Genomic DNA, 26,967 nt, shown 5'->3' on the forward strand with positions numbered 1-26,967 from the left:
GTGATCAATTGTTTAAAGCCAATAAAAAAGGCCGCTTACGCGACCTTTTTTTACATCAGCAATTATGCAGATTTAACAGCTTCTAAAAGCTCAGCTTGACGTTTTTTCAACGCTTCTGGTAAACGATCACCAAGTTTGTTGAATAATTCAGTGTGGCTTTCAAGTTCTTTAATCCATTGATCTTTGTCTTGAGAAGTCACAAGGTCAAACTGTTCTTTAGTGAAGTCAGAACCAGTCCAGTTTAACTGTTCGTAAGTTGGAACGCGGCCGATTGGTGTGTCAACAGCAGTTGCACGACCTTCACAACGATCGATGATCCACTCAAGAACACGCATGTTTTGACCAAAACCAGGCCATACGAAGTTGCCTTCAGCATCACGACGGAACCAGTTCACGTTGTAGATACCAGGAAGTTTGTTGCCAGCAGCAGCAGCTTTCTCGCCAACTTTCTCACCCATTTCTAACCAATGCGTGAAGTAATCCGCCATGTTGTAACCAGCGAATGGAAGCATCGCAAATGGGTCGCGACGAACAACACCTTGTTGACCAACGGCAGCAGCAGTTGTTTCAGAGCCCATAGTCGCAGCTTTGTAAACACCGTCAACCCAGTCAAATGCTTCTGAAATTAGAGGCACTGTGTCCGCACGGCGACCACCGAAGATGAACGCAGAAATTGGCACGCCTGCTGGATTTTCCCAATCAGCATCAATAGAAGGACATTGGCCAGCAGCAACTGTGAAACGAGCGTTTGGATGCGCTGCTTTTTCTTCGCCAGTGTGTGGTTGACCTTTCCAGTTCGTCAGGTTAGCAGGCGCTTCTTTAGTCAGACCTTCCCACCAAACTTCACCGTTGTCAGTTACAGCAACGTTGGTATAGATCACGTCTTTGTGCAGTGTTGCCATACAGTTCGGGTTAGTCTTGGTGTTCGTACCAGGAGCTACACCGAAGAAACCAGCTTCAGGGTTGATTGCGTATAGACGACCATCTTCACCTGGTTTGATCCAAGCAATATCGTCACCTACAGTTTCAATCTTCCAGCCTTCGTAGCCCGCTGGAGGAATCAACATAGCGAAGTTTGTTTTACCACAAGCAGATGGGAATGCAGCTGCGATGTAGTGTTTTTCACCTTGTGGGTTTGTCACGCCAAGGATTAGCATGTGTTCAGCTAACCAACCTTGTTGACGACCCATGTAAGATGCAATACGTAATGCTAGGCATTTTTTACCTAACAATGCGTTACCGCCGTAACCTGAACCGAATGACCAGATTTCACGAGTTTCTGGGTAATGAACGATCCATTTGTCTGGGTTACATGGCCAAGCAACGTCTTTTTGACCTTCTGCAAGTGGTGCACCCACAGTGTGTACACAGGGAACGTATTCGCCATCTGTGCCAAGAACGTCATAAACGGCTTTACCCATGCGCGCCATTTTAGACATGCTTACAGCAACGTAAGGAGAATCTGTTAATTCGATACCGATGTGTGCAATATGAGAACCTAAAGGACCCATAGAGAAAGGAACAACGTACAAAGTACGGCCTTCCATGCAACCATCAAATAAACCGTTTAGACGAGCACGCATTTCAGCTGGAGCTTCCCAGTTGTTTGTCGCACCAGCGTCTTCTTTGTTTTCAGAACAGATATAAGTACGACCTTCAACACGTGCAACGTCAGAAGGATCAGAATTTGCAAGGTAAGAACCAGGGTGTTTTTCTTGGTTCAGCGCTTGCATTGTGCCGTTAGCGATCATCAAGTCGATATAACGTTGATACTCTTCTGCGCTACCGTCACACCATTCAATTTTTGCTGGTTTTGTTAATTTTGCAATTTCTTCAACCCAAGCAATAAGCTTAGGGTGACGAACGAATTCTGGTGCGTTCACTTGAGTCATGGTGAGGCCTATCTCAAAAATGTACAGATAACTGTACAAAGTAATTCTAGACAGTCATAAAGCTGCTAGAAGAAATATGAAAAAAAAGTGGCGTTATTAAAGCATAAAATGACAAAAAAAATAAGACCAAAGCAGGGTTAGAATTAAATTGTCACATAATGCAATATTTTAAATAAGTATTTAAAAAACAATAACATATAAAATATCATTACTAAATAATCTTATATTTATTTCAATTATGGTTAATATTTTTGATAAATATAATTATAAAAAACATTTACTTATTATTTTTCTAGTAAAGACTTATATCATTGATTAAATAAATGAGGGTAATTTGAATTTTGCATAGTACTTATGACATCTGGTTGGTATTTAGACAGTTTGCCAGAAAAATAATCAGCGCTGAGGATTTTCTGAAGCATTATAAACGATATATATCTAATTTATATCACATAAAAAGCTGTAGCTATAGAAGGTTGGGGTGATTTTCACCTAAGCTTATAACTGAGCTTTTGCTAGGTAGTTTGTTCAACTTGCTAAATGGAGATTTCGAAAAGACAAATTAGTCATTTCTGCTTTTTAAAAGAGTCTAAGAAAAACAATTTTAAGATTAATCTTTGAATTGGTTGGTATCTTTCTATTGGTAAGTTATAAAGAATTAATACTCGATTTTTTTATTGGCTTAGTTCTAGAAGCTAAGAATAGTATTTCTTAAAAGCATCTTTGAGAGTCTGCTAAGAGAAATGATCCTCCTGTGTAAAGCAAAATCACCAGATAAAAAGTATTTATTGTCATCAATGAAATTATCTATACATCGGTTCACTTCAGAAATAGACCTTTATATAGCGGGTGAGTTCAAGGTATTTAAATCGCTTATTTTTAATGGTTGAGAAGATAGGAAGGAGGAGTGGAGCTGTGTCTGCTGACTGATCAAATGTAAGTGAGATTGTGCTTCACCAACTCATTAAAGAAGCCTACAGAAAGGTGAAAAAGTCTGAAAACAGAAGGCTATTCCCTAATTTTAGGCAGGCCTTGAAGAAAAAAGCAGCAAAAGTATATGCGCATGATAAAAAAATAAAAAAAAATGAATTTTTTTTCAGTTTTACCCTTGAAGCGATTTATTCCATCTCCATAAAAGTGACATCTAGAAGTTTTGATGATGACCAGGGAATAACCAAGTCGTCATCAGTCATCAAAAAAGACTTAGTCTGATGGAGTTAAAAATGAGCAACATTCGTCCATTACATGACCGCGTTGTTATTCGTCGTGTTGAAGAAGAAACTAAAACAGCTGGCGGTATTTTACTTCCAGGTTCTGCAGCAGAAAAACCAGCGCAAGGGGAAATTATTGCAGTTGGTAATGGTCAAATCACTGACAATGGCGTACGCGCGTTAGACGTTAAAGTTGGCGACAAAGTATTGTTCGGCACTTATGCAGGTACAACTGTAAAAGTAGACGGCGAAGAACTACTTATCATGAAAGAATCTGACATTTTAGCGGTTCTTGAAGGTTAATCTTCGCTAAAACAGTCTTACATATTCCATATCAGATTTTGTAAAGCTATTAAAAATACTCGGAGTCAAATATGTCAGCTAAAGACGTAAAATTTGGTGATTCAGCTCGTGCGAAAATGATCGCTGGTGTGAACATCCTTGCAGATGCAGTAAAAGTAACACTTGGTCCGAAAGGCCGTAACGTTGTCATCGACCGTTCTTTCGGTGCACCACATATCACTAAAGATGGTGTAACTGTTGCGAAAGAAATTACTTTAAAAGACAAGTTCGAGAACATGGGTGCTCAACTTGTTCGCGAAGTATCTTCAAAAACCAATGACATCGCGGGTGATGGTACAACGACTGCGACTGTCCTTGCTCAAGCAATCTTGAACGAAGGTATCAAGTCAGTAACAGCGGGTATGAACCCAATGGACTTGAAACGTGGTATCGATATCGCGGTTAAAACTTTAGTTTCTGAAATTAAAGCAACTTCTCAGCCTGCATCTGACTCTAAAGCAATTGAGCAAGTGGGTTCGATCTCTGCAAACTCTGACACCACTGTAGGTAAATTGATTGCGCAAGCAATGGAAAAAGTGGGCAAAGAAGGCGTGATCACTGTTGAAGAAGGTTCAGGCTTTGAAGATGCACTTGACGTTGTAGAGGGTATGCAGTTTGACCGTGGTTATATCTCTCCATACTTCGCAAACAAACAAGACACGCTAACTGCTGAACTTGAAAACCCATACATCCTATTGGTTGACAAGAAAATCAGTAACATCCGTGAATTGATCACTGTATTGGAAGCTGTTGCAAAAACGGGTAAGCCTCTTCTTATTATCGCTGAAGATGTTGAAGGTGAAGCACTTGCTACTCTTGTTGTGAATAACATGCGCGGCATCATCAAAGTATGTGCGGTGAAAGCGCCTGGCTTCGGTGACCGTCGTAAAGCAATGCTGCAAGACATCGCGATCTTAACTGGCGGTACTGTGATTTCTGAAGAAATCGGTATGCAGTTAGACCAAACTTCACTTGAACACTTAGGTACTGCACACAAAGTAACTGTATCTAAAGAAAACACAGTGATTGTGGATGGTGCTGGTAATGCAGGTCAAATCGCTGAACGTGTTCAGCAAATCCGTGCGCAAATTGAAGAATCTACGTCTGAATACGACAAAGAAAAACTTCAAGAACGCGTTGCTAAATTAGCGGGCGGTGTTGCTGTGATCAAAATCGGTGCGGCAACTGAAGTTGAAATGAAAGAGAAGAAAGACCGTGTAGACGACGCACTTCATGCAACTCGCGCAGCGGTTGAAGAAGGTGTTGTTGCAGGTGGTGGTGTTGCACTTGTACGTGCAGCAAAAGCACTTGACGGTGTAACGGGTGCGAACGATGACCAAAACGTAGGTATTAACATCCTTCGTCGTGCAATCGAAGCGCCACTTCGTCAAATCGTATCTAATGCGGGTGATGAGCCTTCAGTTGTAATCAACGCTGTGAAAAATGGTGAAGGCAACTTCGGTTATAACGCTGCAACTGGCGAATATGGCGATATGCTTGAAATGGGTATTCTAGATCCAGCAAAAGTAACACGTTCTGCTCTTGAACATGCTGCTTCTGTTGCTGCATTAATGTTGACTACTGAATGTATGATCACTGATATCCCAGAAGACAAACCTGCAATGCCTGATATGGGCGGCATGGGTGGTATGGGCGGCATGATGTAATTCATCATCCGATCATATGATCTAAAAAATCCCCGCATTTGCGGGGATTTTTTCATTCGGGTTAACTCAAGAATATTAATCTTTAATTAATCTATAATTCAAATTACTGTTAATTTTTTCACCAGTTTGAATATCTCGAGCTTCTAAGAAGTTTTCACCGACAAAGAATTTACGGTTTTCACCTTTTTCATCCAGCGTAATAATTGAAGTCATTTTAGGGTCAAAACTAAAACTTCCTTTGGTTTTGGTTTCCGTGCTTTTGGTATCGGAAACATATTCTTCTTTCAGCTCATAAGTTTTGTCAGGGTGAAGTTCCAGCTCAATTTTGATCGCTTCGCAGTCAGCACATGGGAAAGTTCCTTCATATTTGCCCGCCCAGTCAAGAGAGGTTTCTGCAGTGTCCCCGGCAGGTAAGCTGCGTGATGTCGTTAGCGTATTCATCTGAGTAGAATTTTGTGAATCTGTATTTTCAATGCTAGAGGGTTCTTGGGTTTTAGAACAGGCACTCAAACCTAGCGTAATTGTGATGGTTGCGATGATAAGGAGAGACTTTCTCATTTTTATGCCTATTTCAAATTTGCTATTATCCAACATAAAAATTTAAAAATCATAAGGGTAGTGTAACTTTGTAAATGATGTATTGATTAAGTGAAATTCACTCTGCAGGTGTGATGAGCTAAAGGAATTGCTAAAATTATAAAAAAATAAAACCACTATCATCTCAGATAAATAGTGCTTTCACAGATTTTAAAATAATAATGAGGGCAATGATGGATTTGAATAAAGAAAATAACATTATTGCGCATATCTATGATGCAGCACTTGATCCTCAGTTGTGGACTCAGGTTATGCATGAGCTGGTGGAATATACACAAAGTAAGACAGCCATTTTTACTGCGATGGATCAGCTCAATCCATCTTATAACTTTGTCCATACTTATAATATTCCTTATGAAGGTCTAGCTGCTTATTGGGATGAACGTATTCAAGTCATTGATATGAAGCTGCACTTGCCGCTATGGAATGAGATTGAAGTAGGAGAGGCATTACAGATCAATTGTCAGCATTATCCCGCCATGGAAGGCTCGGAAGAGCATGTCTTTTATGAGAAATGTTTAAAGCCTACCGGTATTTTACATCTTGCAGGTGTATTGCTGGATCGTGGTGATTTTAGTTGGGCTGTACTGGGAATTCACCGGGCACCTGAAGCCTCCCCCTATGGTAAAGAACAACTGGATTTTCTGGAGCGTATCAGTATTCATTTAAGGCGTGCGCTACAGATTTACCGTCAGTTCAGTTTGGTTGTTCAGGATAAATACAATGCTTATCAGGCCATGAATGCTTTAAAGGTCGGGATTGTATTATTACTTGAGAATTTCGAGATACAGTTTGCCAATATTGAAGCAAAAAAAATGCTGAAGCAAAATCAGGAAATTGAAATAGATCAGTATAATCATCTGAAGCTAAATAGAGCCTATCATCTACAACTAGAACAACTTATCAGAGGGGCTTTACAGCAGGGTAGTGGGGGATTGAATAAAATCGGTGGGGTAATGTCTGTAGAGGATGCAACAGGTCATTGCATCATGCTGACGATCGTACCTTGGTCGAAACAGTCGATGACACCTATTGAAGAATCGAGACGATATCAAGTTGCAATATTTTTGACGGACCGAAATCAATACCACATCTTGTCACAAAGCTATTTAAGGCAGCATTATCAGTTGACATGCCGTGAGATCGCATTATGTGAATACCTGATTAATGGTTGTAAACCTGAAGATATTGCCGAACAGATGCAACTCAGTATTCAAACCATCAGAACTTATATGAAAAAGATTTATGAAAAGCTAGAAGTAAATAGCCAGATTGAACTGATACATAAGTTGATGAACTGTACGTTACAGTTTCAGCATATTGCATAAAAAAGCCAGGCTAATTACCTGGCTTTTGAAAGTTATGCCAACATAATGTTAAGTTGTTGGCTGTGGCTGTGGCTGTGGCTGTGGCTGTGGCTGTGGCTGTGGCTGTGGCTGTGGCTGTGGTTGTGGTTGTGGTTGTGGCTGTGGTTCAGGAGATGGTTCTTCTGAATCACGCTGGAAATTAGCCCGAGTGAAAGTGACAGCAGTTTCACCGGTTGGGGTTAATGTCATAGTAGTTGCATTAACTGTATAGGTTCCAACAACGAATGGAGTGGTTTGACCATCATATAGACCACAACTTTCATTTGTATCAAACAGATTAGAGTTAACAGTTAAACTATTAACGTTATTAGAAGTAGAAGTACTATATCGACCGTATTCAATACCCTCTGGACCACAATCCTCTCCTCCTGTAGTGTCAATCAGGAAGTAGTAGCCATCGTTCAGGAATACCAGTACATGGGTATCATCCAGTTCCCAAGTGCCTACCAGGCCGTTGGTTGAATTTTCTACTCGTGTAAAGGTATAGGTATCATCTTCCTCTAAACCAGTTTCAGTAAGAACTAAGTTTGTACCATCAAAAGTTAGAGTATAGCCTTGGTTGCCTTCAGAATCGGAAAGTCCCCAAGAACCATTGTTATCACCATTTTCATCAATCTCAGGTGTGATCACACCACCTTTCCAAGTCCAATTGAGATTGCCAAGTTCATAACCTGGATTTCCATCATCATCAGCTTCATCAGCTTCGCCCAGTTTGTAGCTACCATCGGTATAAACAACTAGAATGACTTTGTCCGATTTGTCTTCAGAGCCTAACTGCCAGGTTCCGGCAATATCTTTATAGAACGCTTCTTGAATATTAGCTGCAGCTTCCTCAGGAGTAACAATATTTTCTTCTGGTATATCAAGATCTTCAGTTAAAATCGTCGTTATTTGAGTAGTCAGGCTCTCTGTAGATGCGGGATCAAATAATGTTTCAAATGTTGTTGTATTGAGAGCATTAATTTTTTCTATGAGTTCGCCACTAATTTGGATTCCATTATCATGATCTGCATCACTATCTATCGATTGCAAGAATACAGTTAAGGCTTCTTCTAAGTCTTCATCTTCATTTCCATCTATGGCAGGATCATCCTCATAGAGATCTGTTGGGGTAATTCGTGCTTGAGCTTGAACACCATCCTGTTCACCTAACTGAAGGTTTCCGATAAAGAATTTAATTGTATCACCTGTATTATAGGTAAATATTCCTTCTGCATTGGTAGTGCCTTTTACACCACTTGATGTCTCATAGCGGACATTTTGAATTGGGCCATCAGTCAAGACACCTTGTTGTGCTCCAGGTGGGTTACCACCATTTCCTGGTGAATGATGATGATCATCATCGTCATCGTGACATGCTGTCAGTGCGAGTGTTGAGAGCATTACTGCAAGTATTGTTTTTTTCATCATTGACCCCATGGGCGGTTTATAATTGTCCACCTGAGTCTAGGGAAGCCAATGATGAAGGGATATCCTAATATTGGGAGGTTGATTGTATAAAAAGTGCATCAATTGATATGTCTACAATTGATTACAAAGTGACTTAAATGATGGTATCGTTATACTGTTACATAATTTTTTATTTATTTTGCGATTGAACTGTGTTTGAAAAATTAGCTGAAAAATCACTCAAATTAATGGGCTGGGAAACAGATGACCAATGGCCTGAAAACCTGAGTCAATGTGTCATGATTGCTGCACCACATACCAGTAACTGGGATGCCTTATATGCACGGCTAGCGCTGAAGGTGTTAGGTGTCAATGTGCGTATTACCATTAAAGACAGCTATATGAAGTTTCCACTGGGACCTTTTGTACGTGCGATGGGCGGAATTGGAGTTGATCGCCGTCCCAAGCAGGCAGGTGAACCACGTCCAAGTATGGTTCAGGTGATGACAGACCTGTTTAAACACCATCCTGAACTGGTCATGTTGGTTACACCTGAAGGAACACGTGCACGTCAGGAGCAATGGAAAACCGGTTTTTATTATGTTGCGGTGAATGCTGGTGTGCCGATTGCACTGGCCTATATGGATTATGAGCAAAAGAAGGCTGGGGTAGGGAAAATCATTCATCCAACAGGAAATTTTGAGGAAGATATGGCGGAGATCATGGATTTCTATGCAGGCATCCAAGCGAAATTTCCTCAGGATTTTAGTGTGGACCAGCGATATTACAAAGCGGGTTAAAATAAAAAACAGGAGAATACTCCTGTTTTTTAGCATTAAAATTCTATTTAATGTTGATCTAAAGATCAGGATGATTGCTTGGCGGGGATGCCTCCCAGATTTTGACAGGCTGATTTGTATAGCTCATATTGCTGGTTCACGATTTCAGAGAGTGAGACTTCAAAAGATTTCTCGCCATTTTTATACTGCTCTATATAAGACTCTGCTTTACTTTTTGAACTATACAGAGACTGCTCATAATATTGCGTGACACTATTATGCGACATTTGTGAGGTTTCAATTCCTGTACAATGGAAGAGTTTTAAAATATGTTCGGCTTTTTGAGCATCACTTGACATACAAGCTGTCAGTAGCAGAGGCAGGCTCAATGCTGCTAAGGCTTTCATAGAGGGAAGTCAGACGGTTTTGGAAGGTCTTAATATTTTAAAAGGTATTTCGAGTTCCAAAACCGTTTTTTTTTGAACAGTTGGTTAAAATGTGATGCATCGAACAATCGACATGAGTATGGAATGATTTTTTGATGCTGCACTATATTTATTAACCTTTCACTAAGCCTCCATCAACAATCAGGTTTTGACCCGTGACCGCGCGTGAATAAGGGGACAAGAACATCAGGATTGCAGAAGCGAACTCTTCAGGGGTAATGACACGACGTAATGGTGTTGACTGAGCAATCAGGTCAAACACAAACTCAGGTGTAGCTTTGCTGGCATCTGTGGTTTGTAATAACCCGCCTGAAAGCATATTCACATTAATCCCATACTGCCCAAGATCCTGTGCAGTCGTGCGGGTGAATGCCAGTAAAGCAGCTTTAGCGGTAGTGTAGTCGTGATACGGCACGACCGGATTTTGAACCAGGTTGGTACCGATATTCACAATCCGGCCAAAATGTGCCTGTTTCATATCTTCCAGCGCTGCCTGAGTGGTATTTAGACAAGCCTGAACAGCACCACTAAATTGACGCGACATCATCTCCCACGTTAAATCTTCAACCTTGGGGCGATCATCACTATTAAATTCAAATTGTACCAGGGCATTATTCACAACCGAATGAATGCCTTCACCAAAATGTACTTTGCTTGCAGTAAATAGAGCTTTGACCTGATCTGCTTGAGAGACGTCTGCCTGATAGGTAAATACCTGATCTGGATGCTGCTTCTGTAACGCTTCAGCCTGCGTTTTACTATTGAGATAGTTCACAACGACACGTGCCCCTTCCGCAATCAGAAGCTGGCTAATCGCCAGGCCAAGCCCACGTGCACCGCCAGTCACAAGCACAATTTGATCACGAATTTGCATAGTCATTTCTACAGAAAAATCATTCGGCTTACCTTATCAGCAAACTTGCTGAAAGCAAAGTACGGTACGGCTTTGGTCTTTTAGAATAGCTTAGTTTATCAACTCTTTAACCAGCAGGAAGCATCCTGAACTGAAGAGTAATCCAAGCACAATCTGTTTAAAAAGTTGTTCTGAAATTCGATGGAATAGGCGCGCACCCAAAATGGCGGGAATACTGACTGCAAGAATCAGTACAGCCATATAGGGCAAGTGACTCTGATTTAAATTGCCCTGATAAAGATAGGCTGCCAAGGTAAACATCTGAATGGCGAAATTAAAGTGACGCAAAATATAGCGCTGTTGATCTTTGGGGAGCTGTTTGAGCATTAACCAGGCAGAAGGTACTGAACCACAGAACCCACCCAAACCGCCTAAAATTCCACCTACCAAACCAATACCCGCATCGGCAGTTTTGCCTGAATGTTGAATTAGTCGGATTTGAGGATTGCATAACATGAGTGGACACCAGGTGATGAGGAAAAGGCCCAGCAAGACACGGAAGCTTTGTGCCTCAATGATATTCAATAACCAGGTACCGAGCGGGACTCCGATCAGTCCGGCAATTAAATAGGGTAGATAAAGTGCCTTATGCAGATGAACTTGCTTTTGTTCATTCGATAATGAAATGACGTGGCTCCAAATCGAAGCAAATACAAGGAGGGGCGCAGCAATTTGAGGGCTGAGTACCCATACCCAAAATGACATGGCAATTAAAGCAAAGGCAAAACCGGTAAGACCCTGTACGAATCCTGCGATCATTGCACCTAAAATAAATAACAGCCAAGTCATTCTGATCAGTCGATAAAGAAAGTCAGCAGTATTTAAAAGATTGCTGGAAAAGCCAAGCTGATATTTAGCTGTATTTATGCAATTCTTAGTCAAAGTTTAGATAAATAATTTATTTAAAAAATTGATTGAATAGTTTTTGTAATGCATAAAAAGTAAACAAATCGGTACAGGAGACCAACAAGGGCTTCGTGCACTCTCCATGAAATAGTTTGATACTAACAGAGTGCAGGAAAGAGGTGATGAAAATGAAAAAAATGATATTACTGTCATCTGTATTGGCAGTGGCCTTAACCGGTTGTATGGTCGATCCTTGGGATGATGATTATCGTGGTCATCGAGATCGTAATGGACATTATGACCGCGACCATGGTGACCGGGACTGGAAAAATAAAGATCATCGTGACTGGAAACGTGATCGGGACGACCGTGACTGGCGTGATCGCCGTTAACAGATCAGCTATTTATAACTTACATTTCACAAAAAAAGGATTCCATACAGGAATCCTTTTTTTAATGCTTTTTATGCAAATATTTATTTACTTTTTCTGATATAACCCGGCACGTACTGTCCCAGCCTTGGTGTTTTTAATCAGTTGCCAAGACGAAGGGAGCTGCAAAGTATTCAAATCCCGATCTGCTTCGACATAAATCAGAGCTTCAGGCTTAATCAGCGGATCAGCAAGTCCAGCCAGAGAAGTCCACAAGTCCAGGCTATATGGTGGGTCTAAAAAGACCAGATCAAATTGATCTTTCAAAGTTGGTAAAGCCTGCTGCGCCGTGGTCACTTTCAGTTGTGCACGTGCTTTGGTGACTTTAAGCAGCTCCAGATTCTGGCTTAAAAATTGTGCCTGAGTACGATCCGGTTCAATCATCACCACGCTGGCTGAACCACGAGAAAGTGCTTCAAAGGACAAAGCACCAGAACCGGCGCAGATATCCAGCACCTTGGCATTCTGTATATCCCACATCAGCCAGTTAAACAGGGTTTCACGGACACGGTCCGGGGTGGGACGTAAACCGTCTATACTGGCAAAGGCCAGTTGACGACGTTTCCAGTCACCGCCAATAATTCGTAGCTGATTTTTCATGTATTAATCTCCTTCTACAGCAGGTGCAGAGTTCGCAGATGAGTTCGAACGAGATGGGTTTGATGTTGTATTTGATGAAGTTGGTGGTGCATCCGTGCTGTTAGGTGTTGCTGCAGCATCAGGGCTAAGAATACTTGCACCACTTGGTAGTTCACCAGGTTTAATTCCGGCTGTCATCAGTCCCCCACTTAATTGATGGCTGAGAGGGCGTACCGGATTTTTATCCTTATGCAATAACCAGTAATCAAAAATAGGGCGGGCCAGTGCAGTGGCTGCACTACCGCCACGGCCATTTTCCAGAATGACTGCAATGGCAATTTCAGGCTTTTCTGCAGGGGCAAAACCGACAAACAGACCATGGTCAAGCTGGCGATCAGTGAGCAGGGCTTCATTGTAGCGTTTACCCTGGGCAATACTTTTCACCTGGGCTGTACCGGTTTTACCGGCAATACTATATTGCAAGCCGCCTTTAATGCCACGACCTGTACCGGATTGAATGACATCAACCATGGCATCGCGCATCTTGAACCAGTCTTCTTCTTGCCCATTAAAATCGATCTTGCCATGGGTTCCATTATGGACTTTAAATGCTTTGGCACCACGGCTTTCACGCAGGACATGCGGTACGACCTTATTGCCGTGGTTGGCAGTAATTGCAGTTGCCATAGCTAACTGTAATGGGGTTGCTGTAAAGGCACCCTGGCCAATACTTACCGAAATCGTTTCACCACGTAACCATTTAGAGTTCCGCGTACGCATTTTCCATTCAGGACTTGGATATAGACCAGAGCTTTCACTTGGCAGATCGACACCCGTTTTTTCACCAAAACCAAACTGACGCATCCAGTCATTCATCTTTTCAATGCCCATACGATAGGACATGACATAGAAATAGGTATCGCAGGAAACCACCTGAGCTTTATGCAGATTTACAGTACCATGGCCGGTTTTCTTATGGTCACGGAAACGGTGGCTATCACCCGGTAAAGTGAAATAACCGGGATCGGAAATCGCGGTACTCCAATCGACCAAGCCATAATGAAGGCCACCAAGGCCAAACATCGGTTTAATGGTCGAACCTGGAGGATAAGTGCCTTGAACCGCGCGGTTATACAGCGGCTGATCAAGATTATCACGCAAGAAAGAATAATCTTTGGTGCTGATCCCGGTCACGAACAGGTTCGGATTGAAACTTGGGCTAGAAACCAGTGCTAAAATTTCCCCTGTACCTGGATTCATGGCAACAATGGCGCCACGACGTCCTGCCAGTTGCTCTGAAGCCACCACTTGCAGACCATAATCCAGAGATAAAAACAGGTCATTGCCGCGTACCGGATCCTTACGCCCAAGATGGCGCAGCACATTACCATGTGCATCGGCTTCGACCGATTCATTTCCTGGCACGCCGTGGAGCAGCTCCTCATAGGATTTTTCCACCCCGATTTTCCCGATCAGGTTGGTGCCGGCATACAGGTCCTTATCAATACTTTTTAATTCTTTGTCATTGATACGGCCGACGTAACCAATCACGTGGGCAAATAATTCACCATGTGGATAGTAGCGGGTCATCTGGGTATCAATTTTTACACCGGGGAAGAGGTGTTTGATCTCACTAAAGCGGGCAATATCGGTTTCGGTCAGATTTAGTTTGATAGAAACACGTTCTGTTTTTTTTGCGGTTTTAATCCGGCTATTAAAACGTTCGATATCTTCTTCGTTTAGCTCCAGAATCGGGGTCAGGCGCTTAATCGTATCATCAATATCCTCAACATCGGCACGACTTAAGGTGGCAGTAAATACCGGATAGTTATCCGCTAAAAGTACGCCATTGCGGTCATAGATGTAGCCGCGTGCAGGGGCAAGCGGTTGCAGACGGATACGGTTCTGGTCAGAAGCGGTGTTGAATTCATTGAAGCTGACAATCTGTAAATACGCATAGCGGCTGATCAGTAGCAGCATACAGATGATGACCAAGCCAATCGAGAAAAACACACGATTGCGATAAATGCGTTTTTCTTGCTGTACATTTTTTAATGGAAAATGCTGCTTCATACGAGATCGACTTAGACCTGAACACGGATGGGAATGAAAGTGCGTTATTCTAACCCAACTGGCCTGGTTTGGATATTGAAATACGAGCAGGTTGCCCACCGGTTAAACGTTGACTTTGCAGACATTAAAATTGTCCACTGTTGTATACAACTGCGTGGATAATTCTGCTAAAGTCCAAAGTGAATAAAAAAAGGACGATACCTTAAAATTATAATGAATCAAGGATATTGGTGAAAAGGAATGAATAAATTATACCCTTTGCTGGCATTTGCTTTAATCGCAAATGCGGCTCATGCACATGATTCCACGTCTATACCTGAAGCAAAACTGAGCAATAGTCAGGCAAGTACCTGGAATGTGGGGGCAGGATTTACCCGTAATATGATTCACCTGAATACTGAATGGGTGAATCCATATGGGATTACATATGTAAAAGGTGGTGTTTTTCTGGACGATGATAAGCCATTTGGTGCACAAGTTGGCTTCCGCTACCCGGCACACCTCACAGGAAAAGATAAAAATGGGTATTATGTCGGGGCATATGCTGGTCATATCCAGAGTAGAAAAGTAGATGGGGAATATGAAGCACGTCTTGGTGGCGGGGTGGATTTATCCTATGTCATGCTGAGTTCAGAACGGATCAGTACCTTCAGTGTCGGAATCGGTGCGGGTGAGGAAATGAAAAGCCGAAGTGGACATGTTGTGGCCGAAATCGAACCTCAACTACAATTCTCCTATACTTTAAGTATCGGTTTATAGAGAAAATATTCGACTTGATAAGAAATTGTATTCTGTGAACAAAGAATTAAATATGGAAGTTATACATGCTTGAGTACGTTAACGAGTTGTGGCAAGCCTTTCTGATGCGTCCAGATTTCTGGGCCGTGCTCAGTATTATTCCTGTCACTGCATTCGTTACCTGGGCACACGTATGGATGGCACTGAAAATGGTGTTTTATCCAATCACGTTCTGGGGATTCCATATTGGTCCATTGCCTGTCGGCTGGCAGGGCATTGTGCCGCGTAAAGCAGGACGAATTTCAGGCATTATCACAGACAATACCTTGTCTAAACTGGGATCGATCCAGGAATTTCTACAGGCGATGGATCCGGATGATATGGCACGGATCATCGGTGAGCAGGTGGGTTTCGAACTTGAACATCTGATTGATGAGGTCATGATCGACCGTAATGCAGTCTTGTGGGAAAACTTGCCGTATTCCATCAAGCGCCGTATTTATTCCCAGGCACACAAGCAGTTGCCGGATGTGTTGCGCGAATTAGTGACTGAGCTGACCATGAACGTCGAGTCACTTGTGGATATGCGTGACATGGTGGTTAGTCAAATGGAGGGTGACCGCCGTTTGATGGTGCGCATGTTCCTGAAGGTCGGACAGAAAGAAATTAACTTTATCTGGCATATCAGTGCTTTAATTGGTATGTTCTTTGGTCTGTTTCAGATGATCGTCTGGTTTGTGGTGCCTTGGCACTGGACTGTACCTTTCTGGGCAGCAATTTGGGGTTTCCTGACCAACTGGATCGCTATCTGGATGGTCTTCAATCCGATAGAACCACACTATGTGAAATACCCGCAGTTCTTCGCCCGCACGCAGAGTCGCAAGTTTCCATGGATCAAACCGGTTATTCCACGTATTGGCACCTATAACATACAAGGTGCTTTTATGAAACGTCAGGAAGAAGTCTCTGACGTCTTCGCAAGCGTAGTGACAGAAGATCTGATTACGCTAAAATCGATCATGACAGAAATGATGTATGGTGGTAAGAAAGAAAAAACCCGCCGGATCGTCAAACGTCACATTAACGAAATTATGGAAACTCCATTGGTTCGCACCTCTTTACAGCTATCTTTAGGGCCAAGAGAGTATGCAAAACTCAAGACAGACTTGATCGATCGCTCAATTGAAATTACGATGGTGCCTGTATGCGACCCTGCGTTTAATGCGAGCCGTGCACAGAAAATCTATCAAATGTTTAGAGACCGCATACGCGAGTTGACACCGAAGGAGTTTCAGAATCTGTTACGACCTGCGTTTCAGGAGGATGAGTGGATTCTGATTGTATTGGGTGGAGTAACCGGTTTTGTCGCGGGTTTAATCCATTTGTTTGTGGCTTTCTTATAACGAGACGCTGAAATGCTGGATACCTTTGGGGATGTCCAGACATTTGGTGTCCTATACATTGTTAAAAAAATGAGGATGTTTATATATGCGCATTATCTTACTCGGACCACCTGGAGCAGGTAAAGGTACACAAGCTCAGTTGATCTGTAAGCGCTACAATATCCCACAAATTTCAACCGGTGATATGCTCCGTGCTGCAATTCGTGAAGGAACTGAATTAGGTTTAAAAGCTAAAAGCGTCATGGATAATGGCGGTTTGGTTTCTGATGAGTTGATCATCGGTCTGGTTAAAGAACGTATTGCACAGCCTGACTGTGTAAATGGCTGCATTTTTGATGGCTTCCCGCGTACTATTCCACAGGCTGAAGCGCTTGAAAATGAAGGCATCAACATCGATCACGTGATTGAAATTGATGTACCGGACGAAGAAATCGTACAACGTCTTTCTGGCCGTCGTCAGCACCCGGCTTCTGGTCGTGTTTACCACATTGTTTATAATCCGCCAAAAGTGGAAGGTAAAGATGATGAAACTGGTGAAGATCTGGTTCAACGCCCTGATGACCAGGAAGAAACTATTCGTAAGCGTTTGGGCTCTTATCACACTGAAACTGAACAGCTGGTTGGCTTCTACCAAGGCCGTGCAGCATCAGGCGAAAATGCTCCGACTTATGACAAATTGAACGGTCTACGTCCAATTGAACAAGTTCAAACGGATCTATTCGCGATTCTAGATCAATCAAAATAATCATTAACCGATTATTTTGACAATCGAAGAGCCCTAAGTCATATTAGGGCTCTTTTTATTTCTGTGTCTTTAAAGGAATTGCGACTGTGAAAATTGGTTTGTTATTGCTCATGGTGGTGTTCTTGGCTGTTTTAGCAGGTCTTCTGGTCATGAGCTACCGAATGCTGAACAAAGTGCAGAAGCAGGAAAAAATCGAAAATAGGGACAAAACCCCAGAACGACAATTGCACCCGAAATTACAGGCTGAATTAGAGCAGCGCAAAAAGACGCAACAGCAGTCAGAAGAAAAGCAAAAGTAAGTATTCTCATCTGCTGACCCCTTAATAAAAAAGCTGAACCAGAGTTCAGCTTTTTTATTAAGGGGTCAGTCGATATTTTTCACTGTAATGGGTTTGAGTGCACCAAAGTTAAAACGGTCCGGCCAGTTACAGACATCCGCGACCACGCATTCATTGCATTTTGGTTTGCGTGCAATGCAGCAATAACGGCCATGTAAAATCAGCCAGTGATGAGAGTCAATAATAAATTCTTTTGGAATCACCTTGACCAGGCGATGTTCAACCTCAAGCACATTTTTACCGACGGCCAGGCCAGTCCGGTTACCGACCCGGAAAATATGGGTATCGACCGCCATTGTCGGTTGACCAAATGCAGTATTGAGTACCACATTCGCCGTTTTACGACCTACACCCGGTAAAGCTTCCAGATCAGCACGATTATCCGGTACTATGCTGTTGTGTTTCTTGATCAGCATCTCACAGGCTTTGATGACGTTTTCTGCCTTGGAGTTATACAGCCCGATGGTTTTGATATATTCCTTCAAGCCATCCACACCAAGGGCATAAATCGCTTCTGGCGTATTTGCCACCGGAAATAGCTTATCGGTCGCCTTGTTGACGCTGACATCAGTGGCCTGAGCAGAGAGCGTCACTGCAACCAATAATTCAAAAGGATTGGAATAATTCAGTTCAGTTTTTGGATTCGGACGTTGTTCGCGTAATCGTTCAAAAAAAGTCTGAATCTGTTTCCGGTTCATGTTCTTTACAGGTTTGCCGCTTATGCTTGTCATCGTCTTATCCCTGTAAATCCTGTAATTGCTGCATTAGTTCGGCAAGCTGGGCGCGTTTCCCCGCATCTTCGCGTACAGACAACTGTTTCTCGAGCTTTTTGATTTGGGTACGCAGTTTGGCCAGTTCAATTGTCGTTTTTGCATCCTGGATCAGTACATCTTCATTTGGCTTTTCTACCACTTCAATTACTGGCACATTTTGACTCTGTGCAGAGAACTCGGCAAACAGCTCGGTATTGATTTCAGCACGAACTACCGGTCCCTTACGGTCAATGCGGCGTTTTTCCTCTCGCTGAATATGCGCATAGTAACGTTGGCGCAGATCATTTTGTTCCTGAATATGTTGTTCAGCCGACATGAGGGGATGAATATCTTCCACCAGGTCAATACAGTCGACCGGACAGGGCGGAATACAGAGTTCACAACCGGTACACAGATCTGTCAGCACGGTATGCATCAGTTTTCCTGAGCCAATAATGGCATCGACCGGGCAGGCATTAATGCATTTGGTACAGCCAATACACTCATCTTCACGAATCACGGCCTTCATACGCTGAGGACGTCCATCGGCCTGAATGGGCCAGACACTGGGTTCAGCCGTAAGTTTAGGACGATTTAACAATTGGGCAAGGGCATCTGCTACCGGTTGTCCACCGGGGACACATTTGTTGGCCTCTTCTCCCTCGGCAATGGACTGGGCATAGGGCAGGCAGCCATCACGATGACCACACAGACCACATTGGGTCTGTGGCAATAGCGCATCAATAGATTGGATGAGAGAAATCTGCGAATTCATGATATTTCAAAGTCGCTCACAGTGAGCATTTCAGGAGGTGAAACAAAATATGTCAAAGTTAGAAATTTTAGCATATTTTGGACGACTTGTTTGTGCACAATTAGGGTAACCAAAATGCCTTATTATCATGCATGAATGAGAATTTAGCGTTGATTACACTCATATTTTACTATTTACAAATTTAATTCATAATAAATATAAATATCTGTTATAAAATTAATTTTCATATTTTTTCAAAAAAACTATTGTGGATTAGTTACAAAAGATATTTAATATTTTGCGCCAAAATTTAACATTGATTGTAAATTTGACCAATTTTGATCCATTTTCTGCTGAGGATTAAGCGTTGAAATACAACACACTTAATGAGTTCCTAGATTACGTTAAAACACGTGATGCACATCAACCAGAATTTCTTCAAGCTGTAGAAGAAGTGATGACAAGCTTGTGGCCTTTCATTGAAAAGAACCCGCAATATGCAGCTCACGGTTTACTAGAACGTCTAGTTGAACCAGAGCGTGCGATTCAGTTCCGCGTTTCTTGGGTAGATGACAAAGGTCAAACTCACGTAAACCGTGCGTTCCGCGTACAGTACAACTCAGCGATTGGTCCATTTAAAGGTGGTATGCGTTTCCACCCATCTGTGAACCTTTCAATCCTGAAATTCCTGGGTTTTGAACAAACTTTCAAAAATGCTTTGACTACTTTGCCTATGGGCGGTGGTAAAGGCGGTTCTGATTTTGACCCCAAGGGTAAATCAGAAGGCGAAATCATGCGTTTCTGCCAAGCGTTAATGATCGAGTTATATCGTCACTTAGGTTCAGATACTGATATCCCTGCGGGTGATATTGGTGTGGGTGGCCGTGAAGTGGGTTACATGGCGGGTATGATGAAGAAGCTCAGCAATGACACTTCATGTGTATTCACAGGTAAAGGTTTAACCTTTGGTGGTTCTTTGGCGCGCCCAGAGGCAACAGGTTTTGGTACAGTGTATTTCGCTGAGGAAATGCTGAAAACTCGTGGCGAAAGCTTTAAAGATAAAATCGTAACGATTTCAGGTTCTGGTAACGTTGCACAATATGCTGCTGAAAAAGCAATGTACTTAGGTGCGAAAGTGGTTTCACTTTCTGACTCTAACGGTACTGTGTATGTGAAAGACGGTTTCACGACTGAACTTCTTGCAGAAGTGATGGAATTGAAAAACGTGAAACGTGGTCGTATTTCAGAATTTGCATCTAAACACGGTTTTGAATACCTTGAAGGCCAACGCCCATGGGGTATTAAGTGTGACATCGCACTTCCATGCGCAACTCAAAACGAATTAGATGCTGATGATGCTGATAAACTTCTTGCAAACGGTGTAATCTGTGTTGCTGAAGGGGCAAACATGCCATCTACTCTAGGTGCAGTAGAGAAATTCGTTGAAGCGAAAATCCTTTATGCGCCAGGTAAAGCATCGAATGCTGGTGGTGTAGCAACTTCTGGTCTTGAAATGTCTCAAAACGCATTGCGTCTTGGCTGGACTTTCGAAGAAGTTGACGAACGTCTTCACGCGATCATGAAAGAAATTCACCGTAACTGTGTGAAATTCGGTACTAAAGAAGATGGTACTGTGAACTATGTTGACGGTGCGAACATTGCTGGCTTCGTAAAAGTTGCTGATGCAATGCTTGCTCAAGGCGTATTCTAAGTCTGACTTAGTTTAAGCTTTAAAAAACCGAGGTATTCACCTCGGTTTTTTTATGAGACATAAAAATATTTTACAGCGAGCCTTTTACTGCTTCACGCTCGACTGCCATATCAAAAATATAGGCATATTTAGACTGATCTGCTGCCGGATTCTTGATTTCAAAGCGTTTTACCCGAATCACCTGACGTTCATTTGGCGTATGCTGGAAGCCTTCAATCTGGTCATAGAACAGGGTCCAATTTTTATCGACCTGAGTTTTCAAGCCCTGCTCATTGTATTTCACTTCGCGTACCTGTAGGCAGGTTTGCTGTGCTACACCGCTACAGGTCTTGGTTTCAGGAGAAATTTCCAGGAAAATGATATCAGCCTGACTATTATAACGGGCTTCTGGTGTCATCTTGCCTGTGAATACATAAGTCTTTCCGTTTACGGTCAGCGTCAGAACCGGAGTTTGAGCATCACTGGTATTTAAGCTAAACGGAATACGGGCATCATTAAAAATTTCGCCTGCCAGCTTTTCCTGTTGCATGGCATTCGCATCACAAGCTTTCATGGTTGAGATTAAGGTACCAGTTTCCAGCTGACCCTCAGTGATTTTCCAGCTGCCACCTAAACTATTGCAGCTGGTAGTGACACTAAAACGATTTTCATCATGGAAGCTCAGTACCATATGTTCTTTTGCACCGGTATCAATGTGCCATTCATAAGCACTCAAGGTATTTTCGGCATTTTGTTGCTGTAATACGGACACGGCAAGATCTCCTACTTTTTGGACATCATTGGACTGACAAGCTGCAAGGGTTAGGGGAAATAAAGCGATAATTAAGTATTTTAATTTCATTGATTGAATAGTCATGAAGTAAATAAAGCAGACTTAAGCTTAAACGATTCATTTTTAAAAAATATGGATACATTCTGAAGCTTTAGGTAGCAAAATGTATCCATGGAAATTGAATGATGAGTAAAGCAAGAGAACAAAATTTTCTTAGACCCAAGAAAAAAGGCTCAGATAGAGCCTTTAGATCCTAGTCAAAACGGTAGATATCCATACCCAGTGAACCCATGCTAAAGCTGCTATGCACCAGACTGAAACGTGTACCGGTTCCCATCGAAAAGAAGATCGGTGCGAAGTGTTCCAAGGTTGGGTGATTACGTTCCAAGTACGGAATACTTGACCAGTCCAGTACTGCTTCATAGTCACTATGAGCGAGTTTGTTTACCACATAATTGCGGAAGGTCAATGCCCATTCTGGAGCGGTATTGGATTGTCCAGTGCGATCCAGCTCGCGCAGGTTATGTGTAATACTTCCTGAACCGATCAGTAGAACCTGCTGTTCACGTAAGGGAGCTAGCGTTTGACCAATTTTATATATGTCATGTGCAGTCATGTTCATTGGCAGGGAAATTTCCACAACTGGGATATCTGCATCCGGGTACATGTGCAGCAATGGCATCCATACGCCATGATCACGCGGACGTGAATTATTCGCATAAGCACTCAAGCCAGCTTCAGATAGCAAGCCAAGAATCCGTTCAGCCAATTCTGGTTGACCCGGCGCAGGATAATGCAGCTGATACAGTTGAGGCGGGAAGCCACGGAAATCGTGCCAGGTTTCTGGACGAATACCGGTATTCACTTCCAGTGCATTACTTTCCCAGTGGGCAGACATCACAATGATGGCCTCAGGGCGTGGCAGATTAACACTTAAACGCTCCAGTGCCGGACCCACCTGTTCAGGGTTAAGGGCAAGCATTGGGGAGCCATGGGAGATAAACAGGCCGGGAAGCGTTTGTAAGTTCATAGTTCAAAACCACATCTGGAAGATGTCTTCAATAATGCACGAAAGCAAGCGAAGTAAGGAGAGGGGATTGTTCAACAATTCGTTGCGAAAATAGAACAATCACTCATTCTCGTTAACCCGCACGGTGATAAGGATGGTTATGATTAATGCTCATGGCACGGTACAACTGCTCAATCAGCATGACACGAACCAGAGGGTGCGGCAAGGTCAGTTTGGACAATGACCAGTGCCATGCAGCTGCCTTACGTACCGCTTCAGAATGACCATCCGGTCCGCCAATGGCTAAAGCCACATCATTGCCTTCCAGCATCCAGCCTTTCATGGTTTCAGCCAGTTTTTCGGTACTGAATTCACGACCGCCGACTTCAAGTGCGATCAGGGTTTCATTGGGCTTCAACGCATTCAGGATGCTGTCCCCTTCAATATTACGATATTTCAGGATGTCGGCTTCAGAATCATTCTTGCCACGTTTCGCCATCGGTAATTCAATGATTTGTGTTTGAACAAATGGCTGTATGCGCTTGAAATAATCTTCAAAACCAGTGAGCACCCAAGCTGGCATTTTTTGACCAATGGTCAGAATACGGATTTTCATACAGACATCGTGTAGTTCAGGAAGGGATCATTATAACGATGAAACAACATGAAGTTGAGTATAGAAACAAATTGAAATTGAATTAGAAAAAGTACTGCTGCATAAATATCCAGAGTTCAAGTTGCCACTTGATCATGTCATGGAAATAATAACAAATGCGGATTGTAGCTATTTTAAGAAAAAGTTATCTGGGTTTGCTGATCGGTCTCTCTTTAATCTTCCCGAGTTGGGCCTGGGCCAATCCGGCCAGAAACGCTCAAGTCAAGAATCTCGAGCTTTACTTTAGCCAGATCCTGAATGTGGATGAATTTAGAAACCACAAGAATACGGCTGAACTGAACCGGGTATCCGGTTGGTTAAAAGAGCAGATGCGACGCTTTGGTATCCCGTGTCAGTTTCAAAGCTATATTGTGAATAGTCAGGGCTATCGTAATCTGGTTTGTCAGCTCAATGTAAAATCCAAAGACAAAGTCGTCATCGGAGCGCACTACGATGTTTTTGCCAATCATCTCGGCGCGAATAATAATGCCTCTGGTGTAGTAGGAGTGGTGGAAACAGCGCGATTATTGGCCCTGCAAAAAAACAAACTGAAAAATAATATCGAGTTTGTTTTCTATGGTCTGGAAGAACCACCTTATTTCAATACCGAGCATATGGGCAGTGCGGTCCATGCCAAGTCATTAAGAAAACAAAAGCAGAAAATACGTGGCGTCTTTGTACTGGACTCTATCGGCTACTATGATGAAAATCTGGTACAAAGCTATCCAGCAACTTTAAAATGGTTCTATCCTCGGCATGCCAATTATATTGCCAGTATTGGGCATCTCAGTTCAGTAGGACTTACAGGAAGATTTTGCGAAGCCATGCAGACGCGTCAGGATTTAGACTGCGAACGTTTTATTATTCCTACTTTTATGCAGGGACTGGATTATTCAGGCTATCTCAGTTATGCCAAACAGAACTTTCCCACCGTACTGATCAGTGATACAGCTCATTACCGTTATCCTTATTACAACACAGAGCAGGATACTTTAGATAAACTGGATCTGAAAAAAATGACTTATGTGATAGATGGATTGGTGCACACCGTTTTAAGTCCATAAACTCTAAATAGAGAGATAATAAAAAACCCTGCCGGAGCAGGGTTTTTTATGAGCAGATCACTTAGTGACGTGCGGCTTTGCCTTCATCAGTTGCTTTTACAATTGGTGTTTTTACTAATGCTTTCGGCATAGAAGTAAGTGCCAACGGTAAAACCTCATCGATTGATTTCACGGCTTTGATTTCCAGACCTTCCTTCACATTTTCAGGAATTTCAGCCAGGTCACGGACGTTGTCTTGTGGAATGAATACCAGCTTGATCCCACCACGGTGTGCGGCAAGCAGTTTTTCCTTCAGACCACCGATACGCATCGCACGACCACGTAAACTGGTTTCACCTGTCATCGCAATATCAGGACGAATCGCAATACCTGTGAATGCAGACACGAGAGCAGTGGTCAGTGCCAGACCGGCAGATGGACCATCTTTTGGTGTTGCACCTTCAGGTAAATGCACGTGTACATCGGTTTCTTCAAAGCGGGAAGCTTCGATACCCAATTCAGTAGCGCGCGTACGTACCACAGTCATCGCGGCGGTAATTGATTCTTTCATCACATCACCAAGAGAACCGGTGGTAATGAATTTACCTTTACCAGGCACAGCTGCAACTTCAATCGTCAGTAACTCACCACCAACCGAAGTCCAAGCCAGACCATTTACGCGCCCCACTTCAGCTTCTTCTTCAGCCATACCGAAGTCGAATTTGTGAGGACCTAAGTACTCAGGCAAGTTAGTCGAATTGACTTCAAGCTGAAGATTTTTCGCTTTCTTGCTCACCGCTTCTTTGACAACTTTACGGGCGATTTTAGAAACTTCACGTTCCAGACTACGTACACCAGCTTCGCGGGTATAACGCTGTACGATGTCACGAATCGCTTCTTCGTGAATAGTTAATTCTTTGCTACGCAGACCATTGTTCTTGATTGCTTTCGGAACAAGGTAACGCTCAGCAATATTCACTTTTTCATCTTCGGTGTAGCCCGGGAGACGAATCACTTCCATACGGTCCAGCAGGGCCTCAGGAATATTCATGCTGTTCGCAGTACAGATGAACATCACTTCAGAGAGATCCAGATCCAGATCCAGGTAGTGATCGTTGAACTTGCTGTTCTGTGATGGATCTAAGACTTCAAGCAGGGCTGAGGCTGGATCGCCACGGTAGTCCTGAGCCATCTTGTCGATCTCATCGAGCAGGAACAGTGGGTTTTTCACACCAACCTTTGTCAAAGACTGTACGATTTTACCTGGCATCGCACCGATATAAGTACGACGGTGGCCACGGATCTCAGCTTCATCACGTACACCACCTAGGGCCATACGCACGAACTCACGGCCAGTTGCTTTGGCAACAGATTCACCCAGAGAGGTTTTACCTACACCCGGAGGACCGACCAGACACAGAATCGGGCCACGCAATTTTTTCACACGTGACTGAACTGCCAGATATTCCACAATACGATCTTTGACATCATCCAGACCATAGTGATCAGTATCCAGAATTTCCTGAGCCTTGTTCAGGTTAATGCTGACTTTGCTCGCTTTATTCCAAGGTGTATCCAGGATCACCTCAAGATAGTTACGAACAACCGCAGCTTCACTTGATGCAGGCTGCATTGCTTTTAGCTTGCGGAACTCAGCTTCTGCTTTTTTACGCACGTGCTCAGGCAGATCTGCTTCAGCCAGACGTTTTTCAATTTCAGCGACATCATCTTCTGCACCGCCGTTCAGGTCAGAAAGTTCGCGCTGAATCACCTTCATTTTTTCATTCAGGAAGTATTCACGCTGATTCTTTTCCATCTGGCGTTTTACTGAATCATGCAAAGTCTGCTCAATCTGCTGTTCTTCAGACTGTTGCAGCAAATAAGTCATGAGTTCAGTCAGATGTGCTTCAAATTCATCGTGCTCAAGGAATTTTTGCTTGATTTCGATGTTTAGCGGCACACGAGTTGCGACAAAGAACAATAACTGAAGCAGGTCTTCAATTTTATTTGCAGCTGCAATCAGTTCACGTGCATTACGTAACTTCGCTTCTGCATACTGGGCAAATAGCGCACGCAATTCCTCTACACGCGTATCCTGCGTGTCTTGATCCATATTGACTGTGATCGGACTAAGCTCATGTTCAGCAGTCAGATAATCAGTGTCATCAATGATTTTAGTTAATTTGGCACGATATAGGCCTTCGATGAGAACCTTGATACAGTTTTCATCATTTTCATGATTCACAACCTGCACAATCTTCGCGACAGTACCGTATTGATATAAGTTATCGTGATCAATTTCTTCTGTAAGCGAATCTTTTTGCGCAACCACAAATACTAGATTGTCACTGTTACGAGCCACATCAACTGCATTGATCGATTTTTCACGACCGACAAATAGCGCGATTTGCATGTGTGGATATACCACGACATCACGTAACGCTAAAAGTGGTAATACACTTGGAACCTGAGGCTCAAAGCTTTCTTCATTCATAATAATTTCAGACATGGGCAC

General features: G+C 42.9%; 26 protein-coding genes. 12 read left to right on the forward strand and 14 right to left on the reverse strand.

Annotated elements, in window-relative coordinates; all coding sequences use genetic code 11:
* Positions 1-62: 62 nt before the first annotated feature.
* Positions 63-1,892: a phosphoenolpyruvate carboxykinase (GTP) gene (locus tag IHE35_RS04115; protein WP_242789425.1), complete on the reverse strand. Its 1,830-nt coding sequence runs from the start codon at positions 1,890-1,892 to the stop codon at positions 63-65.
* 948 nt (positions 1,893-2,840) lie between these two features.
* Between IHE35_RS04115 and IHE35_RS04120 the strand changes: the two genes are divergently transcribed.
* The 3 genes from IHE35_RS04120 to groL all read left to right on the forward strand — a co-directional run bounded on the left by IHE35_RS04120 (position 2,841) and on the right by groL (position 5,112).
* On the forward strand, positions 2,841-3,104 hold the full coding sequence (locus IHE35_RS04120) for a hypothetical protein (RefSeq protein WP_242789426.1): 264 nt from the start codon (positions 2,841-2,843) through the stop codon (positions 3,102-3,104).
* A gap of 11 nt (positions 3,105-3,115) precedes the next feature.
* Complete coding sequence (locus tag IHE35_RS04125; RefSeq protein WP_004810787.1) at positions 3,116-3,406, forward strand: co-chaperone GroES; 291 nt, start codon at positions 3,116-3,118, stop codon at positions 3,404-3,406.
* Positions 3,407-3,477: 71 nt separating this feature from the next.
* The gene (gene groL, locus IHE35_RS04130; protein ID WP_242789427.1) at positions 3,478-5,112 is read left to right on the forward strand and encodes a chaperonin GroEL; all 1,635 of its coding nucleotides are present in this window, start codon (positions 3,478-3,480) and stop codon (positions 5,110-5,112) included.
* A gap of 75 nt (positions 5,113-5,187) precedes the next feature.
* On the opposite strand, the gene IHE35_RS04135 is transcribed toward groL, so the two are convergent.
* Positions 5,188-5,670, reverse strand: a complete 483-nt coding sequence (locus IHE35_RS04135) for a copper resistance protein NlpE (protein WP_242789428.1) — start codon at positions 5,668-5,670, stop codon at positions 5,188-5,190.
* Positions 5,671-5,882: 212 nt separating this feature from the next.
* Between IHE35_RS04135 and IHE35_RS04140 the strand changes: the two genes are divergently transcribed.
* Positions 5,883-7,037, forward strand: coding sequence for a helix-turn-helix transcriptional regulator (locus tag IHE35_RS04140; protein WP_346015090.1), 1,155 nt, complete (start codon positions 5,883-5,885; stop codon positions 7,035-7,037).
* A gap of 48 nt (positions 7,038-7,085) precedes the next feature.
* Here IHE35_RS04140 and IHE35_RS04145 read toward each other — a convergent pair whose 3' ends face one another.
* Positions 7,086-8,459 carry a hypothetical protein gene (locus tag IHE35_RS04145; RefSeq protein WP_242789430.1) on the reverse strand — a complete coding sequence of 458 codons (1,374 nt, stop codon included), beginning with the start codon at positions 8,457-8,459 and terminating at the stop codon, positions 7,086-7,088.
* 218 nt (positions 8,460-8,677) lie between these two features.
* Between IHE35_RS04145 and IHE35_RS04150 the strand changes: the two genes are divergently transcribed.
* A complete protein-coding gene (locus tag IHE35_RS04150; RefSeq protein ID WP_242789431.1) occupies positions 8,678-9,265 on the forward strand; it encodes a 1-acyl-sn-glycerol-3-phosphate acyltransferase in 588 nt (195 codons plus the stop codon).
* A gap of 65 nt (positions 9,266-9,330) precedes the next feature.
* Here the strand turns inward: IHE35_RS04150 and IHE35_RS04155 are convergent, their stop codons facing one another.
* The 3 genes from IHE35_RS04155 to IHE35_RS04165 form a co-directional block, all read right to left on the reverse strand.
* Positions 9,331-9,651, reverse strand: coding sequence for a hypothetical protein (locus IHE35_RS04155; protein ID WP_242789432.1), 321 nt, complete (start codon positions 9,649-9,651; stop codon positions 9,331-9,333).
* 151 nt (positions 9,652-9,802) lie between these two features.
* Positions 9,803-10,564 carry a 3-oxoacyl-ACP reductase gene (locus tag IHE35_RS04160; protein ID WP_242789433.1) on the reverse strand — a complete coding sequence of 254 codons (762 nt, stop codon included), beginning with the start codon at positions 10,562-10,564 and terminating at the stop codon, positions 9,803-9,805.
* A gap of 90 nt (positions 10,565-10,654) precedes the next feature.
* Positions 10,655-11,392 (reverse strand): sulfite exporter TauE/SafE family protein, encoded by a 738-nt coding sequence (locus tag IHE35_RS04165; RefSeq protein WP_242789434.1) that lies wholly within the window; start codon positions 11,390-11,392, stop codon positions 10,655-10,657.
* 245 nt (positions 11,393-11,637) lie between these two features.
* Here IHE35_RS04165 and IHE35_RS04170 point away from each other — a divergent pair, with 245 nt between their 5' ends.
* Positions 11,638-11,841 carry a hypothetical protein gene (locus IHE35_RS04170; RefSeq protein WP_242789435.1) on the forward strand — a complete coding sequence of 68 codons (204 nt, stop codon included), beginning with the start codon at positions 11,638-11,640 and terminating at the stop codon, positions 11,839-11,841.
* Between the two features lie 87 nt (positions 11,842-11,928).
* On the opposite strand, the gene rsmD is transcribed toward IHE35_RS04170, so the two are convergent.
* On the reverse strand, positions 11,929-12,480 hold the full coding sequence (rsmD, locus tag IHE35_RS04175; RefSeq protein ID WP_242789436.1) for a 16S rRNA (guanine(966)-N(2))-methyltransferase RsmD: 552 nt from the start codon (positions 12,478-12,480) through the stop codon (positions 11,929-11,931).
* A 3-nt stretch (positions 12,481-12,483) separates the two neighbouring features.
* The gene (mrdA, locus tag IHE35_RS04180) at positions 12,484-14,532 is read right to left on the reverse strand and encodes a penicillin-binding protein 2 (RefSeq protein WP_242789437.1); all 2,049 of its coding nucleotides are present in this window, start codon (positions 14,530-14,532) and stop codon (positions 12,484-12,486) included.
* A gap of 240 nt (positions 14,533-14,772) precedes the next feature.
* On the opposite strand from mrdA, the gene IHE35_RS04185 reads away from it, so the two are divergent.
* The 4 genes from IHE35_RS04185 (at position 14,773) to IHE35_RS04200 (ending at position 17,717) form a co-directional block, all read left to right on the forward strand.
* Positions 14,773-15,291 (forward strand): hypothetical protein, encoded by a 519-nt coding sequence (locus IHE35_RS04185; RefSeq protein WP_242789438.1) that lies wholly within the window; start codon positions 14,773-14,775, stop codon positions 15,289-15,291.
* Positions 15,292-15,356: 65 nt separating this feature from the next.
* Positions 15,357-16,673 carry a hypothetical protein gene (locus IHE35_RS04190; protein ID WP_004893578.1) on the forward strand — a complete coding sequence of 439 codons (1,317 nt, stop codon included), beginning with the start codon at positions 15,357-15,359 and terminating at the stop codon, positions 16,671-16,673.
* Between the two features lie 85 nt (positions 16,674-16,758).
* Positions 16,759-17,418 (forward strand): adenylate kinase, encoded by a 660-nt coding sequence (adk, locus tag IHE35_RS04195; protein WP_242789439.1) that lies wholly within the window; start codon positions 16,759-16,761, stop codon positions 17,416-17,418.
* Positions 17,419-17,504: 86 nt separating this feature from the next.
* Positions 17,505-17,717, forward strand: a complete 213-nt coding sequence (locus tag IHE35_RS04200; protein WP_242789440.1) for a hypothetical protein — start codon at positions 17,505-17,507, stop codon at positions 17,715-17,717.
* 65 nt (positions 17,718-17,782) lie between these two features.
* Here the strand turns inward: IHE35_RS04200 and nth are convergent, their stop codons facing one another.
* A complete protein-coding gene (gene nth, locus IHE35_RS04205) occupies positions 17,783-18,487 on the reverse strand; it encodes an endonuclease III (protein ID WP_242789441.1) in 705 nt (234 codons plus the stop codon).
* Positions 18,488-18,491: 4 nt separating this feature from the next.
* Positions 18,492-19,283, reverse strand: coding sequence for an RnfABCDGE type electron transport complex subunit B (locus tag IHE35_RS04210; RefSeq protein ID WP_242789442.1), 792 nt, complete (start codon positions 19,281-19,283; stop codon positions 18,492-18,494).
* 346 nt (positions 19,284-19,629) lie between these two features.
* Between IHE35_RS04210 and gdhA the strand changes: the two genes are divergently transcribed.
* On the forward strand, positions 19,630-20,973 hold the full coding sequence (gene gdhA / locus IHE35_RS04215; RefSeq protein WP_242789443.1) for an NADP-specific glutamate dehydrogenase: 1,344 nt from the start codon (positions 19,630-19,632) through the stop codon (positions 20,971-20,973).
* 70 nt (positions 20,974-21,043) lie between these two features.
* Here the strand turns inward: gdhA and IHE35_RS04220 are convergent, their stop codons facing one another.
* From IHE35_RS04220 to rlmH, 3 genes are all read right to left on the reverse strand, one after another.
* On the reverse strand, positions 21,044-21,814 hold the full coding sequence (locus IHE35_RS04220; protein ID WP_242789444.1) for an META and DUF4377 domain-containing protein: 771 nt from the start codon (positions 21,812-21,814) through the stop codon (positions 21,044-21,046).
* 184 nt (positions 21,815-21,998) lie between these two features.
* On the reverse strand, positions 21,999-22,775 hold the full coding sequence (locus IHE35_RS04225; protein WP_242789445.1) for a class III extradiol ring-cleavage dioxygenase: 777 nt from the start codon (positions 22,773-22,775) through the stop codon (positions 21,999-22,001).
* A gap of 112 nt (positions 22,776-22,887) precedes the next feature.
* Positions 22,888-23,370 carry a 23S rRNA (pseudouridine(1915)-N(3))-methyltransferase RlmH gene (rlmH, locus tag IHE35_RS04230; protein WP_017401572.1) on the reverse strand — a complete coding sequence of 161 codons (483 nt, stop codon included), beginning with the start codon at positions 23,368-23,370 and terminating at the stop codon, positions 22,888-22,890.
* A 155-nt stretch (positions 23,371-23,525) separates the two neighbouring features.
* Here rlmH and IHE35_RS04235 point away from each other — a divergent pair, with 155 nt between their 5' ends.
* Complete coding sequence (locus tag IHE35_RS04235; RefSeq protein WP_242789446.1) at positions 23,526-24,473, forward strand: M28 family peptidase; 948 nt, start codon at positions 23,526-23,528, stop codon at positions 24,471-24,473.
* 61 nt (positions 24,474-24,534) lie between these two features.
* Here IHE35_RS04235 and lon read toward each other — a convergent pair whose 3' ends face one another.
* Positions 24,535-26,961: an endopeptidase La gene (gene lon / locus IHE35_RS04240; RefSeq protein WP_242789447.1), complete on the reverse strand. Its 2,427-nt coding sequence runs from the start codon at positions 26,959-26,961 to the stop codon at positions 24,535-24,537.
* Positions 26,962-26,967 lie beyond the last annotated feature (6 nt).

This window comes from Acinetobacter sp. ASP199, from assembly GCF_022700675.1.
Taxonomy (GTDB): Bacteria; Pseudomonadota; Gammaproteobacteria; order Pseudomonadales; family Moraxellaceae; genus Acinetobacter.

Coding starts and splice junctions, on each gene's coding strand:
- IHE35_RS04235 (WP_242789446.1), top strand. CDS start 23,526: ATGCGGATTGTAGCTATTTTAAGAAAAAGTTATCTGGGTTTGCTGATC.
- groL (WP_242789427.1), top strand. CDS start 3,478: ATGTCAGCTAAAGACGTAAAATTTGGTGATTCAGCTCGTGCGAAAATG.
- IHE35_RS04115 (WP_242789425.1), bottom strand. CDS start 1,892: ATGACTCAAGTGAACGCACCAGAATTCGTTCGTCACCCTAAGCTTATT.
- IHE35_RS04185 (WP_242789438.1), top strand. CDS start 14,773: ATGAATAAATTATACCCTTTGCTGGCATTTGCTTTAATCGCAAATGCG.
- IHE35_RS04155 (WP_242789432.1), bottom strand. CDS start 9,651: ATGAAAGCCTTAGCAGCATTGAGCCTGCCTCTGCTACTGACAGCTTGT.
- IHE35_RS04140 (WP_346015090.1), top strand. CDS start 5,883: ATGGATTTGAATAAAGAAAATAACATTATTGCGCATATCTATGATGCA.
- IHE35_RS04125 (WP_004810787.1), top strand. CDS start 3,116: ATGAGCAACATTCGTCCATTACATGACCGCGTTGTTATTCGTCGTGTT.
- IHE35_RS04135 (WP_242789428.1), bottom strand. CDS start 5,670: ATGAGAAAGTCTCTCCTTATCATCGCAACCATCACAATTACGCTAGGT.
- IHE35_RS04210 (WP_242789442.1), bottom strand. CDS start 19,283: ATGAATTCGCAGATTTCTCTCATCCAATCTATTGATGCGCTATTGCCA.
- rsmD (WP_242789436.1), bottom strand. CDS start 12,480: ATGAAAAATCAGCTACGAATTATTGGCGGTGACTGGAAACGTCGTCAA.
- IHE35_RS04220 (WP_242789444.1), bottom strand. CDS start 21,814: ATGAAATTAAAATACTTAATTATCGCTTTATTTCCCCTAACCCTTGCA.
- mrdA (WP_242789437.1), bottom strand. CDS start 14,532: ATGAAGCAGCATTTTCCATTAAAAAATGTACAGCAAGAAAAACGCATT.
- IHE35_RS04225 (WP_242789445.1), bottom strand. CDS start 22,775: ATGAACTTACAAACGCTTCCCGGCCTGTTTATCTCCCATGGCTCCCCA.
- rlmH (WP_017401572.1), bottom strand. CDS start 23,370: ATGAAAATCCGTATTCTGACCATTGGTCAAAAAATGCCAGCTTGGGTG.
- IHE35_RS04165 (WP_242789434.1), bottom strand. CDS start 11,392: ATGACTTGGCTGTTATTTATTTTAGGTGCAATGATCGCAGGATTCGTA.
- IHE35_RS04145 (WP_242789430.1), bottom strand. CDS start 8,459: ATGCTCTCAACACTCGCACTGACAGCATGTCACGATGACGATGATGAT.
- IHE35_RS04190 (WP_004893578.1), top strand. CDS start 15,357: ATGCTTGAGTACGTTAACGAGTTGTGGCAAGCCTTTCTGATGCGTCCA.
- lon (WP_242789447.1), bottom strand. CDS start 26,961: ATGTCTGAAATTATTATGAATGAAGAAAGCTTTGAGCCTCAGGTTCCA.
- IHE35_RS04170 (WP_242789435.1), top strand. CDS start 11,638: ATGAAAAAAATGATATTACTGTCATCTGTATTGGCAGTGGCCTTAACC.
- adk (WP_242789439.1), top strand. CDS start 16,759: ATGCGCATTATCTTACTCGGACCACCTGGAGCAGGTAAAGGTACACAA.
- IHE35_RS04160 (WP_242789433.1), bottom strand. CDS start 10,564: ATGCAAATTCGTGATCAAATTGTGCTTGTGACTGGCGGTGCACGTGGG.
- nth (WP_242789441.1), bottom strand. CDS start 18,487: ATGACAAGCATAAGCGGCAAACCTGTAAAGAACATGAACCGGAAACAG.